Genomic DNA, 14804 nt, shown 5'->3' on the forward strand with positions numbered 1-14804 from the left:
TAAGCATCCCTAACAAAATAAGCGTGGTTTTTTGCGTGCAGGTTGTCGAGGTTAGTTAAAACCCAGTCAGTACTCAGCCTGTAACTGCCAGAGAAAAGTTAACTCATAATTGCAATTGTATCTACTCGATAGTAGTAATTTCCATCTGGAAAGGACCCGAACCAAACTCGTCTACACCGAAAGGTGAGCTTGGATTTGGCAGGACGGACATACCATTATCAGTAACTGTAAATGTAATTTTTACAGCCGTAGTAGAATCAGTAATTGTGTAAGAAGTAGTTGGAGAGAAAGCACCAATCAGCCTAGTTATAACATTACTAGAACAAGTTGTATCCTCATTTAAATCCGAATCAGTGACAATAGCACTCATAGTTCCGAGGGACATAGTTGCCTGTCCTGAAGATTCGCAGGTATTTCCAGAACCAAAGTCGGTCAACGACTCCGTAAATTCCCCATTGCTACTTGAGCTGCTTGAGGCAGCAGTCGTTGATGTTGATCGCCAGATATTTTCGGATGTGGCAAGAGAACCCTTAAGGCCAAAAGTATTTGCCATAACCATATATCCCCAAGTATATGTATTTGCAGCTGGCTTGCTTGCACTTGAGGCATCAAGAGTGACAGAATTAGATCCAGCAAGGTCAACAGTCTGACCGCTTGAATTTGCAAATGTAGCCGTGCAGTTAGTCCTATCTAGAGTGCCTCCCGAAATTGGGCTACCACTTCCGGTGCATAAACCCATTTCGTAAATCACAATTTCGTATTTTTCAGGAGTCATTGCACATCCATTTGAATTATTTGAAGCAAATTGCAGGTCAGTCAGCTGAGCCAGAGTTTTTGTTTGCCCCCCAATAGTATAAGAACGATCACAAGCATCCATACTTTGAGAATATGCTTTGCTTGGGAAAGCAAAAGTCAAACCTGCGCTAATCGCAAGAAGTGCAGGGAGAAGAAGTTTTTTCATGGGATTGGTGAAATAAATAATCGGGAGAAACGGGTAGTACTAGCTACCTGCGGCTATATTGCTAAAACTGGAAGAAGACCTGGCCCATCTTTCTAGCAGTACATCATAACGGCGCTTGACAGGATTTTTCATCTCTTGAATTAGATTAGCCTTATAGTTTGGCTTGTATTCAACCTTATTGGCAGTTAATTTAAATCCTATGCCGACAACCATTGAAGGTCGATTAGTGAGATCTGTATTCGGCGAAGTCGAGTTTGCTGGTATTTCATTTGATGCCCATGCATTGATCCCTAGATGTGGCGTAGCCTGCCAAGACAATGTGCCTTGAACACCGCTATTATCATTTCTTTTCTGATAATCCCAGTTAAATCCTTTTAAATAAAAGGCAAGATTCGGATTTGACGGAAGCCTATAACCAACCTCTACATCCCAACCAGGGACTACTCTTTCATAGTAATTAGAACCACCGGTGGTGATTGATTTAGTTCCGGTTCCACTCATTTACCAGTTATTTCTAAAACTAAAGTCCTTCCAGAAATACTCGCCTCCTAAACCAAACCTACTGTGTGCCGAGCTGTAATTTGTCATCCTATAATCCCAATATGTATTAAGTCCATACATTGAATAATCACTTGTTCTCTTTCTGAGTCCGAGCCCGATGTTGGTCGTGGACCCACTATCAAAATGTGTTTTGTATTTGGTGTGTACAAAGGCCAGTCCTAATGGATCGCCTGATTCATCATTGCCGAAATCAAGTGCTTTAAATAAGGCATCTGCTGAAATATTCGTCTCATTCTCAGAGGCAAAATCCAAGCCAACTGATGCATGAAGAACGAAGGGCATACTTTCTAAGTAATCCTGCACATAGCTATTGAGCTTCCCTGAGGCGAATGCAAGGGGATATCTTGAAATATTACGCCATAAATTACCTACATCAACCGAATTAAAGTCGCCTCTATCTACAGAACGCATATCAAAATAACCATCATGCAGAGCATCAATGCTCGCTCGAGAATGTCTGTCGATATATGGATTTAAAATCCTATTTTTACCATTAAAGAATTGTGATTCTTCCGCCAGTGCCGGACTGCTCCCGCCAAGAATGAACGAGAGAAGGAAGCACCTGACGAAAATTGATTTCATCTCTCGAGAAATTAAATTTAAGCCTTTATAGATCGTGAGAGATAATAGTCAATCAGCATTCACAAAACTTTAGTCTTTTTCTGTTGTGATGCTGCTATCGCAGATTGATTGAAACACATGCTTCGAGGCAGGCGTCATCTCAACAGCAGCACTCGCAGGATTCTCGTAGTTGAAATTCTCATCCATCTCAATGCACTTCATGATTGCCATATCAATGTCCTCTTGAGTAATTTTAATAGCATTAAATTTAACTCCTGAAAATGGAAAACTGCTTGGCTTGGATGACTGAGCAAGTAATAATTGATCTTGATTCTTCGTGCCAACACGGAGATGCTGATAATTCGAGAGTCCCAAAGCATTAGAGGAGGTCCATAGGGTTATCAATGCCAACACCAAGGACACCCTTATCATGCGCATCATAATATTGATTACAACCTAGAGTAACAGGCTAATCGTAGCTCGCATAGAAGAGAGTATTTCTTGTGAAACATCAGATTTCCGAACAGCAGTCCAATCAATAGTTTTTGCAAGAATTACAAGCTGACGAAGCTTCTCAATGTTTGTAGCCACACTCACATCCATAACTACCCCCGACTCAGAACAATTCTCTAATGCAGGCTCTCGACGTACTTGCTGAACCTCAGTGAGGCTGCTTTTATCCCCAGCTTTAAAGGGTTCGGCATCGTCGTCCTTCACCTCCTGAACCGTTGGATACAAGCGTCGAATCTGCTCAAGGCGTCTGACACTGATGCTTTTTTGACCAATACAGAAATGCCATCTTTCATAGGAAACCTCATCCTTCACTGCCTTGTAGGCCTCATTGCTCATACGACTTAACTCATAGAGGTGAGATGGTGTCAGCGATTCAAACCACTTCAACTCATCCTTTCCTGGATAGCTAGTGACCATCCAACATGCAGTTTTAACTAGCTTGTGCGCATTAGTTCTCGAAAAGCCAATACGCTCCAAGATCACCTGTGCTTGTTTCTTTAGTACCTTTGATTTGTAGCCCCACTCATTGTCTTTATCAAAGCGATGATGTCTATCTAGATAGTCAGCCTCATGAAGCACAGCTAGAGCTAAGTTCAGGCCTTGTCTGGCATAGTTCTTTTGCAACTGCTGGGACTGGGATACAAAGTCCATCAACTCACCAACAGCGTCCTCACCAAGCTCTTTGCAAATTCGTTTAAGACTTTGCTTAAAGCGGTGATCCGGCTGATCGTATTTGTTGAATGGAAGAAATACTGAGAAATTTGTATTTGACATGATTTTGCCACACGTGTAGATTTTTCGACGTTCAACCACCTGCTGGTAACTCGCTGTCCTGGCAGATGGTTATGCGAAGTATCTGTCTAGATATTCACTTAGATTCGGCTTGGGAAGTGTTGCCGTAGGCTCCGCCTACAGCACGTACTCCGAAAACACGAACCAACAAGCCAATCCAGAGTTGGATTGGTTTCACTTGAGTTCCTGGTGGTGCCGCTGTGTTAGTGCGTCACGCTGACGGGTTCTACTAAGCAGTGCCTAAAGCTGCTTGATCCCTGGCGTCTGACGGCGCGAATGACGACTTACTCCCGAAGGCATTCAGAGTCACCCCCTTTCTTCTACGTGGATTCCAATCCACGAGTTTTAAATTATCTTTTCTTTGATGATGGTGAAAAGCCGTCGGCTGTTCTCCATGTTGTATGTGGTGGTTACCCAGAGCCACCTAGGAGCACCTACAACAATAGATAAGCACTGCGTGATGGATTGATCATTCATCGCAAAAGAGAGGCCTTGGAAGAGCTTCTAGGTCTGTTTTGGCAAGATCCGTAATGTGATCACCATCATACGATTCAGGATCAAGACTTCTCAAATAAGCAACCACGAATCAATCTTCTTCCATACAGGCGTCAGCACTCTTCTTAAAACCTCTGGGTCATATCCCTGTCCATAAACATTGGACATCTGACTAATCGAGAGCCTGTGACCAAGCAATGCTTCGATGTGAGCTGGATCCACTTGATTGCTCCTACCCAAGTTGTGATGCCATGCCTAAAGCTGTGAGTCGTTAGTTCAGGGTTGATGCTTTTTAGCCTGATATTGATTTGAGACGCTGTACCCCAACCCTTTTCGAAAGGGAAGTGCTTCAAAAGTTCCAATAACTTTGGCGGCAACGGAATAGTTCTGACAGAGGATTTGTTCTTCGCTGTGCCTACAGCAACTTGCATCGTGCCGCTCTCCAAATCGAAGTCTTCACGCCTTCGATTCATGACCTCGCTGATCCGCGTACCGCAATAGACCTGAATCAGGACAGGGATGAGCTGCCTATCGAGAAGCTTTGGCAGTAGTAAAGACAGATCCCGGTAATCCCCCTCAATTGCTGTGTAGATGTGGTTTGCCTCCCCAGCGCTGTAGTCCGCGGCATCAAAAGGGTTCATGGTTAGTCCCCGAAGCAAGCCTGATTTCATGCACTTAGAAACCAGCCCCGACAGCAGTGAGCACTTGCTGTTGATGGTCTGACCCGAGAGACCGGAATCCTGCATTTGATCGATCCACTCTCCGATCGCTTCTGGGGTGGCTTCAGCGAGCTCGAAGGGGCACTGCTTTATGGCTATGCCCACATTTCGATGCCAGCTAGCTGAGAAGGGAGACAAGTTCTTCCTTCTGCGGATGCGTTCGACCTCTCGGATGAGATCGTTCCAGGTGGCTGGCACCTCCCTCTTAAGCAGAGCCTGAGCGAGAGCCTCGGTGTTCTTATCCAGGAATGCCCCAGAGACGTCGTCTTGGGCCCGCTTGCCTGTGTATTGCTCAGCTGTGGTTTCAGGGTCAAGGACCTCTGAAAGCTCAAGAAGGCGGCTGAACTCCTTGGCATCTCGCCACCTTGTTTCAACCTCTTGCTTGGCCTTGCGAGCTGCCTCCAGTTCCGCCATCGCCTGAGCTGCTCGACGGTGCGCGACCTCGATGTCTCTGGTCCCTAAGGAACGCGTCACACGCTTGCCTCCCAGGTGCAGCTGAACGCAATACACTCCGTTCGACCTCTTCTGGATCGGCTTCCTCGGTCTGCCCATGGGTTTTGTACTGCAAGAGTTCTGCGACAGAGAACTGCGAGAGAGTCGTAAAACCCCAATGCCTGTCAGTCACAGCCTGACTTCATTGTCATCGCAGCCATGACTGAAGCTCCAGCCCCCAGCGCACCCACCGACGGCGCGCGTCTCAGCCGGCGGGGTGTCGAGCGTCTTGACCTGTTGCTGCTGACCATTGAGGCTCTTGATCTGAATGGTGGCGAGGCGATGGTCTGGACCAGCCAGCAGATGGGCCTCCAGGCGCAATTCCCCAACCGGGTTGAACTCTGGAAGCGGCGCTGTCATAACCCGCTTCGGCGCACCACCCGGCGGGACCAGCTCGACCCGGTGGATGCCGAATCCCTGATCTGTCTGGTGTGTGCCATGGCTGATCGGCTCTACCCCATGCTCCACCAACTCCTCTCGAGCCGCGAACCCGAACAACTCACCAAACAGCGTTGGCAGTTGTTCCACGAGCGCCTGCGGGACCTGATCGAGGAGCGGATGAATCCGCGCCGGGAAGCCGTTGTTCGTCTGCTCACTATGGAGCCGGCGGGCCAGGTGCACCGCCAACTGATCAGCACCCTGGCGTTCTGCGCAGGCCCAGGAGGAATCGTTCGACTCCGCGCAACCCTGCTCGACCCCACGCCCTAGGCCGACCATGTTGAAAACGACATACCGATACGAACAGACCGCAGCACGGCTGGTGGTGGAAGGCTTTCCCGACCTCTCCGCCGGACAGTCCAATGAGGCGATCGGCATCCTGTCGTCCTGGCGGCTGCAGTTGATCGGAGCACCAGAACTGGAGGGAACCCGAGATCATCTCGAGGCTCTGATGGCAGCGGTGATGCCCTACGCCAGGCACCGCTTGTCCGGCGTCCAGCGCCGCTTTGGCCTGGAAGGCGGTTTTGTGAGCATCGCGCCGGATCAAGCCAACCATCGGCTGGAACTGCGCAGCAGCCGAGAGGGCGTCGAGCCGTTGCAGCTCAAGCTCGATGACGCCGAACTGGCTGATCTGGTGCGTTGCCTCGATCGCTTGCGGCTCGACAACCGGGTCAAGCTGACCTGGACGTTCCCCGAGGACCGCCCGTTGAAGCGCCAGGAGATCGTCGATCGCATTCCTCTCCAGAAACGTCTCGGACCACCCCTTCTGGCTGGGGTTGCTCTGGCATGCACCATCGCCACCGCCTGGCTTGTTCCTCTGCCTCAGGGAACCAAAGAGACCGCGCCAGCACTTGCACCGGTGGACAAGCCTGAATCGCAGTCCGACCGTTGACGTGCAGGAAACACGCTTCAGAATCGCCGCAGTGACGGCACCCTGATCACACCGATGCCATGAGGAAGGCGCGCCGAAGCAACAAACGCGATCAACGACGGGTCTTCCGCCCCCGTCGGCGCTTCCCCTATGGCCCCGTCCTGCGTCAGTTGACTGTTGTCGTGCTGATGCTGGCTGCTGCCGCAGGGATCGCAGTCCTGCTAAATCAGCTGCCCCAGCAGGTGGACATCATGCTGCTGCTGAGCCAGGCCATTGATGACCTGAATGGCGGCGTTCAGCAACTGCTGGAAGCCATGCTCGGGCTCGCCGCCATCGTGCTGATCGCTGCCATCGCGCTTCTGGCGGGCATCCTCTTGCTTGGTGCGCTCTGGAGGTTGATTCGCATCATCCGACTGGTGTTGTCGCCCCCTATTCAAGGCAGGCGCTGAAGCCGAAAGCACCAGACATTCCGTAACAAATCGGACCAGATCGACCCCGCAGATTGCAGCGCTGGCAGAACTGAACTGGCGATCCACCGAAAGCATGAGCCAGCCCGTCGACCACGACATGACAGCCGTCTTCGAGGCCATCGATCACTACAGCGATGGCGATGTCGACCGACCGCAGGAAATCATGGTGGAGCTGCAGGAGGGTTGTTCCAACAAGCACAAACGGCTCAACAAAAAAGTCTACGAAAAAGAGCTGGCCAAACTCCAGACGGAACTGGTCAAGATGCAGTACTGGGTGAAAGCCACCGGCTTTCGCATGATCATCCTGTTCGAAGGGCGGGACGCCGCAGGCAAGGGTGGATCGATCAAACGGCTGACGGAGCCCTTGAACCCCAGGGGATGCAGGGTGGTGGCGCTGGGCACGCCTTCAGAGCATCAGAAAAGCCAGTGGTATTTCCAGCGCTATGTGGAGCATTTCCCCAGTGCCGGAGAAATCGTTGTCTTTGATCGAAGCTGGTACAACTGGGCCGGCGTGGAAAAGTTGATGGGCTTCGCGACACGCGAACAAGTGGAGCAGTTTTATGTGTCGTGCCCACAGTTTGAGCAAATGCTGGTGCAGGACGGAATCCTGCTGCTCAAATACTGGTTCTCCATCAACGATGACGAACAGGAGAAACGTTTCCAGGAACGCATTGATAACGAAGAGCGTCGCTGGAAGATGAGTCCTATGGACATCGAGTCGCGCAACCGCTGGGTGGAGTACTCAAAAGCGAAGGACACCATGTTTGCCAAGACGCATATCCCGGAAGCCCCATGGTTCACAGTGGAGGCCAATGACAAGCGCCGCGCCCGCTTGAATTGCCTGCGCCATATTCTCAGCAAGGTGCCCTATGAAGACATGACACCGCCACCCGTCAAGATGCCGAAGCGCCCAAAGCAAGGAAGCTACAAACGGCCTCCTTTCAACGAGCAATTCTTTGTACCCAACAACTATCCATACAAGGACTGAGAAAACACTGCGCAAAAAGAGAAAAGCAATAAGTTCAGGTCAACTATTAGCTTGGGCTGCCTCAATCAAGCAGCCCTTTTCATGCGAAAAATAACTATTTTTACGTTCACTTACTCAATTAAAAGCTAGCCGACCCGCAAAAAACCACCTCGCTTGGCTTGAGTCCACACAGCAGCACGCTTTAAGGTGATCGACCATGCAGTTCTGCAGGCTTTGCTCGGCTCCTGGCAAGTCCTAATGCGGTGTATCGCCAGCGCACTTTTCCTGGTGGCCCATGGTCTGCTGGTGCTGGAGCACATCACCATTGGAACGGCACTGCATGGGCTTGCGGAGTTGTTCCTTGCCCCCTGGGCCATCCGCCACAAAGCCTGGGACATCATCGTGATCGGACTGATTTTCTGCGTCTTCGACCTGTGGGGAACGCTGCGTCTGACCGGCGTGTTGGTCTAAGGCCCTTCAACCACTCAGCCTCTGGGACCAAAACCCAAACAGCTGCCACGACGACCAGAGGAACATCCCCAGGAAGACCCAGTTCAGCCAAGCCGGACGTCGGTCGTTTTCAAACATCTCTCAGGACAGCGAAAGGCGACACTGACCTTATCGGTGTCGACCGGATCACTTCGCCGACGAACTCCAATCGGCGGAACGAAACGACACATTGGCACCACCACTACGTTTCAGGTCGTGCATGCCCTCCAGCTGGTTGTACACCGACAAGAGCTGCCGCCGCATGTGGTCGGTATGGGGCAGATCAGCGATCAAACGCAACACATCCTCCAGGGATCGCTTGGCATCGATCACCAAACGACAATCGGGGCTGCCAGGCTCGTCTCGCATGGGATCAGAAGCGATTTCATCCATTCAGCAGAAAATCTCTGCTTGCGGGTGTCTGAATCCCTACCAACGCGGCGATATTCAGCAGAAATTCAGAGTTTGGCCACAACCGGCAATCTGAGGCTGCTGAACCACGACAACAACACCAGCAGGGATGAAGCCCAGAGGCAGGCCTGCATGCCCGCGGCTTCGGTTCGGCCGAGCATGAACACAGCCCCCGAGAGCAACGTGCCCACCAAGCGTCCGGCAGCGTTGGCCATGTAATAGAAACCCACATTGAGGCTGACGCTCTCCGCATCGGTGTAAGCCAGCACCATGTAGGAGTGGATCGACGAATTCATCGCGAACACCACCCCAAAGGCGGCAAGGCCTGCGGTGATGGCGACCGCCACATCCACCTGGCGCCACAGCGCCACCGCGATCAGGGCGGGAATGGCGGTGAGCACAGCACTCCAGAACTGCACAGCAGATGCTCCCGGGGATGTGGTCTGCCCCCAGAGCCGTCTCATACCAGGCGCTGATCCCTGAACGATGCCGTAGCCAATCACCCAGAGACCCAGGAAGCCACCGATCTCCCAGAAACTCCAGCCCAGGGAGGCCTCAAGGAACACGGGCAAGGCCACCACGAACCAAACATCCCGGGCACCAAACAGAAAAAAGCGCGCCAGGGACAGCACGTTGATGCCCTGGGATTTGGAGAACAGCGACGAAAAGGCCGGCTTGGACTTCATCTTTCCGATCTCCCCGGGCAGCACCAGCGTGAGCAGGAAGGCCAGGGCCAGACCTGCTGCCATCCAGCCCACGGCAGCATTGAAGCCAAAGGCAGTGAGCAGCACCCCACCGAGGAAGAAGCCCACACCCTTGAGGGCGTTCTTGGATCCCGTGAGGATCGCCACCCACTTGAACAGCTGCTGCTGCCCCTGCTGCTGATCCTCCGGCGTTTCTGAAACCACCGTCTTGATGGCACTCTTGGCGCTCATCTTGTTGAGATCTTTGGCGATGCCGCTGATGGCCTGAGCGGTCATCACATAGATCACGCTCAACAGTTTCGGCCAACTGGCGGCGACGGGCATCAGCATCAACAACGCAAGAATCTGCAGCAGCGTTCCCACCCAGAGGGTTAGCCGAAGCCCATAGCGGGCACCGATCCAACCGCCGTACAGGTTGGTGAGAACCCCAAACAGCTCATAAAAGAGAAACAGGGAGGCGATCTCGAGGGTGGTGTAGCCGAGCTGATGGAAGTGGAACACCACCAACATCCGCAGGGCCCCATCGGTGAGCGTGAAGGCCCAGTAGTTGGCGGTGACGATGCCGTATTGCTGCAGAGGGGAGAGCTTCATCCGTCCAGACCAACCACGTGGCAGGTGAGATCGGCCATGCGGCAGCTGTAGCCCCATTCGTTGTCGTACCAGGCAAACACCTTCAACTGGTTGCCATCAACAACCATCGTCGAGAGAGCATCGACAATCGAGCTGCGGTTGTCGTTGGTGTAATCGCAGGACACCAACGGGCGTTCCTCGTAACCCAGGATTCCCTTCAGCGGCCCTTCCGCAGCAGCTTTGAACGCAGCATTCACCTGCTCCACCGTGACGCTCTGCTTGAGCTCGAACACCGCATCGGTGAGCGATCCATTCAGCAGGGGAACACGAATGGCATGACCGTTGAGCTTGCCCTTCAGCTCAGGGAAGATCATCGCGATCGCCTTGGCCGAACCGGTGGTGGTGGGAATGAGTGAGCTGAGCCCGGAGCGTGCCCGACGGAGATCGCTTTTGAAGGAATCGACCGGCACCTGGGTGTTGGTGATGTCATGAATGGTGGTGATCAGGCCGTGCTCGATACCGAAGCTCTCGTGCACCACCTTCACCACCGGGGCCAGGCAGTTGGTGGTGCACGAGGCGGCCGTCACCAACTTGTGGCGCGCCGGTTCATAGAGGTGGTGATTGATCCCGTAAACGATGTTGAGCGCTTCCTCTCCGGCGACGACTCCCTTCACGGGACAGGCCACCACCACCCATTTGAGGCCCAGCTGATCGAAATAGGGATTGAGCGTCTCCGGGGTTTTTATCTTGCCGCTGGCTTCAAGCACCATCTCCACCCCCCGATCGCTCCAGGGCACGGCGGTGGGGTCCTTTTCGCTGGACCAGGTGAGTGCGGATCCCTCCACGCTGAATCCATCAGCACTGCTGGTGATGCCTCGATCCCAGCGACCGTGGACCGAATCGAATTCGAGCAGATGCGCTGCCGTCGCAGCATCACCGGCGGGATCATTGACGTGCACCAGTTCGATGCCGGGGCGCCCCCAAAGGGCCCGAAATACCAAACGTCCGATCCGACCAGACCCATTAATCCCAATCTTCATAACAACTTTCTGATCCAAGAAAAGGGGGAATTAGATCCACCCTTCTTCTTGGAATTCAAGGTTTTTTAGTTAGTTAAATCGAACGATATGGCTCTAATTACTTCCCGATCTTATTCACAGCGGCCTTGGACTTGTCCAGGATGTCACCCTTGAGGGGAACGAAGCCCAGAGAAGGGGCCTTGTTCTGAGCAGCGTCGCTCAACATGTAGTTGAAGGCGTCCTGAACCACCTTGGCATTGTCTCCGTTGCCGGTTTTGTACGCCAGAACCCAGGTGAGGGTTGCGATGGGGTATGCGCCCTTGGCGGTGGGGTTGGGGTTCTTGCCAGCCAGGTCCTTGTCCAGGCTGATGCCATTGAGGGCCTTGGCACCCGCAGCCACAGAGGGCTTGAGGAACTCACCGGACTTGTTCTGGAGAGCGGCGGCAACCACCTTGCCCTTGATGTACGACTGGTTCACATAACCGATCGCGCCTTCACGGTTCTGGATCAGGCCAGCCACACCGGAGTTGCCCTTGGCGCCAACGCCAGCGGGCCACTTCACGGACTTACCGGTGCCGAGGGTCCAGGTCTTGGAGAAGGCCTGCATGGAGTTGGTGAAGGCCTTGGTGGTGCCAGAGCCATCGGAACGGTGCACCCAGGTGAGGGTGCCGGGCTTGCAGCCGAGCTCCTTCCAGTCCTTGATCATGCCCATGGCGACCTTGACGGCCTGCTCCTGGGTGAGCTTCAGGTTGCAACCGGGCTTGTTGTAGCCGAAGGCGATGGTGCCACCCACCATCGGGATCTGAACCACACCACGAGTGACCTTGGCCATGTCCTTCTTCTTCATCGGATCATCCGATGCACCGAAGTTCACGGTCTGGTCGATGAAGGCTTTACGGCCGGAACCGGAACCCACGGCCTGGTAGTTGACCTGAGGGCCGCCAGCCTTGGCCAGGTCGGCGAACCAACGCTGGTAGATCTTGGCCGGGAAGGAGGCGCCAGCGCCATTCAGCTTGGGAGCTGCAAATGACGGCAGTGCAGTGCCAAGAGCCAGGGCAGCTCCCAGCAGGAGGGCAGTGCGTGCAGAGCGAATCACAACCAAGGGTATGGAATCGTTGCACTATTGTTTTTATTACTAGAGCAATCTCTTCGTCTTTCAGAAAGAAATAAATTCTAATTAAGAGACAGTTAAGGCATATTTCTTGCTTTTTCTGGAATGGAGATACTAACATCCACGATTGAATTAATTGCGGCAATTCAACTTTTGGCGGGCCTGGCCAGGCACTGCAGCCTGGGGATCGCCTTGAACGACTTGCAAAGTTCGTTAGCGAATTGTGGGCACAACGCCGACACGTTGTTGAGACTCGGCGCCGCATCGATAAGAGATTCGCGGATGAGAACGACTGGTTTGTCCGCATAGACACTGAACTCGTCGACTGAACTCCTGTCTGGCTGTGGCAAAGTCCAAGGCATCAGAGCTATGACTTCAATAGAGACACGTCCCCAAGAGAGGGTGGCGGGCTTGGCTCAGGTGATCTGCTCTATAGAGCTGCAGCGGATCACCCTGTCTGCGATTCCGTAGTAAGTAGGTGCTCTGCCGAAATTTCAGTGTTTAACTCTGGAGTGGAGTTTTTAAACCACTCATAATTCTTTTACTTTTCCTTGCTTACAAAAAGGAGTGTGAACAGTGTCCGAGATATCCAGAGGTAGCCACCGCAGGGCTTTTCAGCGAAAAGGTCAATAGTGTCCGGCTGTTGTCGGAGATGTCCGGGCTGTGATAGCACGAAGTTAGGTAAACCAACTTTGCCGTGTATTGCATCCATCGAGAAGCAAGCCCCGGTCAATGGATTCAGGACTTCTGCTTCCAGACAGAGCTTAGAGCTTTTGTCCGAGCAAGAGTGATGTCGAAGGTGAAAGGCTGCAATTACAGAGTTGTCGATCAGGCAACCAGCAATGTGGTTGTTGTCATTGACCACGGCAAGGTCTCAGCTGTTTAGGGGTGCAACGGGAATCCAAAATTCTCGTTGAGATTGCTCGTAAACGGCCTCGGACTCATCAAGCTCTGTGTCCACGTTGATACAAAGCATGTTTTGCGTTGAGCGACACGTTGGAACCGACTTTTGGGTCCAAGAACAGTGCTTTAAGACTGAGTTCCAAGCCTTCAGCAACGCCCGCACCAAATCGCTGAACTCTTTCGGGCTCTATCGAGTCACCTACGGAAGCGAAAATCCCAGCAACTCACATGAAGTGCTGAGGGTTTCAAATGGGAAAGCAGTGTTGTCGGATGGCGACCAGCTAGTTGGATAGACGTTGACGACATAGTCGATCAGCGTGACCTGCTGTTCCAGTGCGTCGCTCGCCTGGAGCGCACGGCGCGGAAGGCAGAAGAAAGCGGCCAATTCGGAGTGGTTGTCGGCTGCGTCGCTCAGCTCAACAAGATGATGGCCCTGGGTGCTGACCAGAAGGGCTTCATCGATCATCGACGCAACATGCACTACTACCGGCGCTAATCAGCAGGATTCACACCAGCTCCAGCCACCACACTCCCCATCAATGCAGTGATTCTGCAGAGGAATGGATCAGGCCAGAGTCAAACCACCCACTCCGGCGCAGAACAGCACCACCCGCCACGCCGGTTGCCGCCAGCTCACCAACAACACAAACGCCACCAACGCCAGGCTGAACTCAGCACCCCCGCGGATCCCTGTCTGCCAGACGGGCTGAAACAACGCCGCCAGCAGGATGCCCACCACTGATGCGTTGATGCCCAGCAGGGCTCGACGCATCGGAGCTAAAAGGCCCAGGTCACTCCAGAAGGGCAAGAGCCCACCAACCAACAAGAACGAGGGAAAAAACAGGGCAACGAGCGCCATCACAGAACCGGCGATGCCCTGAAGCCCTGGCTGCAGATCAAAGCCAAGAAAGGCCGCGAAACTGAACATCGGCCCTGGCACCGCCTGGGCCGCGCCATACCCCGCCAGAAACTGCTGCAGGTCGATCCAACCGTTGGGCACCAGCGCCTGCTCCAGCAAAGGGAGCACCACATGGCCACCACCGAACACCAAGGCACCGGTGCGCAGGAAACCACTGAGCTGCTGCACCAGCAGCGGCCTGGCCTCAGCAGACAACCAAGGCAGAGACACGAAGAGCAGCACAGCGAAACCGAGCGAAACCACCGCCACCGAACGCTGCAGCGGAACAACGAGACGTTCCGGTTCAGATGGCTCCAGCGCAGGTGGCGTCAGAGCACACAACCCCACCAATCCTCCAAGCAACAGGGACAACAGCTGGGCCCAGACGCGAGGCACCAACAGCACCAGCACAGCAGCGGCCACCATCAGGCTGGCCCGCTGCCGATCGGGAGCCAGCTTGCGCTGCAGGCCCAGAACGGCCTGGGCTACCACAGCCACAGCCGCCACCATCAAGCCATGCACCCAGCCCCCCTCGATCCAACGGGGATGGGCTGAAAGCAGCGATGCCGCCAGCAGCATCAACACAGCCGAAGGCAAAGTGAACCCTGCCCAGGCCGCCAGGCCGCCAAGCCAACCGGCCCGGATCAGCCCCAGACCCATGCCCACCTGGGAACTCGAAGGGCCTGGCAACAGCTGACAGAGACCAACGAGATCGGCGTAGGCCTCAGCGGTGATCCAACGCTCCCGCTGCACAAAACGTTCGTGGAAGTAACCGAGGTGCGCCACAGGGCCACCAAACGAGGTCAACCCCAACACGAAGAACTGAACGAACACCTTCAGCGGAGCGGGCATCACGCTG

At 53.6% G+C, this 14804-nt stretch carries 15 protein-coding genes and 1 pseudogene; 5 read left to right on the forward strand and 11 right to left on the reverse strand.

Going from position 1 to position 14804, the window contains the following annotated elements:
* Positions 1-121 precede the first annotated feature (121 nt).
* The 5 genes and pseudogenes from SynTAK9802_RS04635 to SynTAK9802_RS04660 all read right to left on the reverse strand — a co-directional run bounded on the left by SynTAK9802_RS04635 (position 122) and on the right by SynTAK9802_RS04660 (position 5016).
* Complete coding sequence (locus tag SynTAK9802_RS04635; RefSeq protein ID WP_186497505.1) at positions 122-961, reverse strand: hypothetical protein; 840 nt, start codon at positions 959-961, stop codon at positions 122-124.
* 39 nt (positions 962-1000) lie between these two features.
* Positions 1001-2104: pseudogene (locus tag SynTAK9802_RS12545) on the reverse strand (inverse autotransporter beta domain-containing protein).
* Between the two features lie 69 nt (positions 2105-2173).
* Complete coding sequence (locus SynTAK9802_RS04650; RefSeq protein ID WP_186497509.1) at positions 2174-2500, reverse strand: hypothetical protein; 327 nt, start codon at positions 2498-2500, stop codon at positions 2174-2176.
* A gap of 39 nt (positions 2501-2539) precedes the next feature.
* On the reverse strand, positions 2540-3409 hold the full coding sequence (locus SynTAK9802_RS04655; RefSeq protein ID WP_186497511.1) for a hypothetical protein: 870 nt from the start codon (positions 3407-3409) through the stop codon (positions 2540-2542).
* 599 nt (positions 3410-4008) lie between these two features.
* On the reverse strand, positions 4009-5016 hold the full coding sequence (locus SynTAK9802_RS04660) for a tyrosine-type recombinase/integrase (RefSeq protein WP_186497513.1): 1008 nt from the start codon (positions 5014-5016) through the stop codon (positions 4009-4011).
* A gap of 237 nt (positions 5017-5253) precedes the next feature.
* Between SynTAK9802_RS04660 and SynTAK9802_RS04665 the strand changes: the two genes are divergently transcribed.
* The 5 genes from SynTAK9802_RS04665 to SynTAK9802_RS04685 all read left to right on the forward strand — a co-directional run bounded on the left by SynTAK9802_RS04665 (position 5254) and on the right by SynTAK9802_RS04685 (position 8311).
* Entirely contained in the window at positions 5254-5802 is a 549-nt protein-coding gene (locus SynTAK9802_RS04665; protein ID WP_186497515.1) for a DUF3038 domain-containing protein, read from the forward strand.
* A gap of 7 nt (positions 5803-5809) precedes the next feature.
* Positions 5810-6424 (forward strand): DUF4335 domain-containing protein, encoded by a 615-nt coding sequence (locus SynTAK9802_RS04670; protein ID WP_186497517.1) that lies wholly within the window; start codon positions 5810-5812, stop codon positions 6422-6424.
* 59 nt (positions 6425-6483) lie between these two features.
* Positions 6484-6852: a hypothetical protein gene (locus tag SynTAK9802_RS04675; protein ID WP_186497519.1), complete on the forward strand. Its 369-nt coding sequence runs from the start codon at positions 6484-6486 to the stop codon at positions 6850-6852.
* Between the two features lie 94 nt (positions 6853-6946).
* A complete protein-coding gene (ppk2, locus tag SynTAK9802_RS04680; RefSeq protein WP_186497521.1) occupies positions 6947-7861 on the forward strand; it encodes a polyphosphate kinase 2 in 915 nt (304 codons plus the stop codon).
* A gap of 237 nt (positions 7862-8098) precedes the next feature.
* Positions 8099-8311, forward strand: a complete 213-nt coding sequence (locus tag SynTAK9802_RS04685; RefSeq protein ID WP_186497523.1) for a hypothetical protein — start codon at positions 8099-8101, stop codon at positions 8309-8311.
* 165 nt (positions 8312-8476) lie between these two features.
* Here the strand turns inward: SynTAK9802_RS04685 and SynTAK9802_RS04690 are convergent, their stop codons facing one another.
* The 6 genes from SynTAK9802_RS04690 to chrA form a co-directional block, all read right to left on the reverse strand.
* A complete protein-coding gene (locus SynTAK9802_RS04690; protein ID WP_041435027.1) occupies positions 8477-8698 on the reverse strand; it encodes a hypothetical protein in 222 nt (73 codons plus the stop codon).
* Positions 8699-8787: 89 nt separating this feature from the next.
* Positions 8788-10035, reverse strand: coding sequence for an organoarsenical effux MFS transporter ArsJ (gene arsJ / locus SynTAK9802_RS04695; RefSeq protein ID WP_186497525.1), 1248 nt, complete (start codon positions 10033-10035; stop codon positions 8788-8790).
* Positions 10032-11054: an ArsJ-associated glyceraldehyde-3-phosphate dehydrogenase gene (locus tag SynTAK9802_RS04700; RefSeq protein ID WP_186497527.1), complete on the reverse strand. Its 1023-nt coding sequence runs from the start codon at positions 11052-11054 to the stop codon at positions 10032-10034. Before SynTAK9802_RS04700 ends, arsJ begins: the two co-directional genes overlap by 4 nt.
* Before the next feature lie 97 nt (positions 11055-11151).
* Entirely contained in the window at positions 11152-12126 is a 975-nt protein-coding gene (gene pstS / locus SynTAK9802_RS04705) for a phosphate ABC transporter substrate-binding protein PstS (RefSeq protein ID WP_186498018.1), read from the reverse strand.
* Positions 12127-13246: 1120 nt separating this feature from the next.
* Positions 13247-13513, reverse strand: a complete 267-nt coding sequence (locus SynTAK9802_RS04710) for a hypothetical protein (protein WP_186497529.1) — start codon at positions 13511-13513, stop codon at positions 13247-13249.
* A gap of 99 nt (positions 13514-13612) precedes the next feature.
* Positions 13613-14797, reverse strand: a complete 1185-nt coding sequence (gene chrA / locus SynTAK9802_RS04715) for a chromate efflux transporter (protein WP_186497531.1) — start codon at positions 14795-14797, stop codon at positions 13613-13615.
* Positions 14798-14804: the final 7 nt, after the last annotated feature.

It is taken from the genome of Synechococcus sp. TAK9802 (assembly GCF_014279535.1).
In the GTDB taxonomy this organism is placed as follows: domain Bacteria; phylum Cyanobacteriota; class Cyanobacteriia; order PCC-6307; family Cyanobiaceae; genus Parasynechococcus.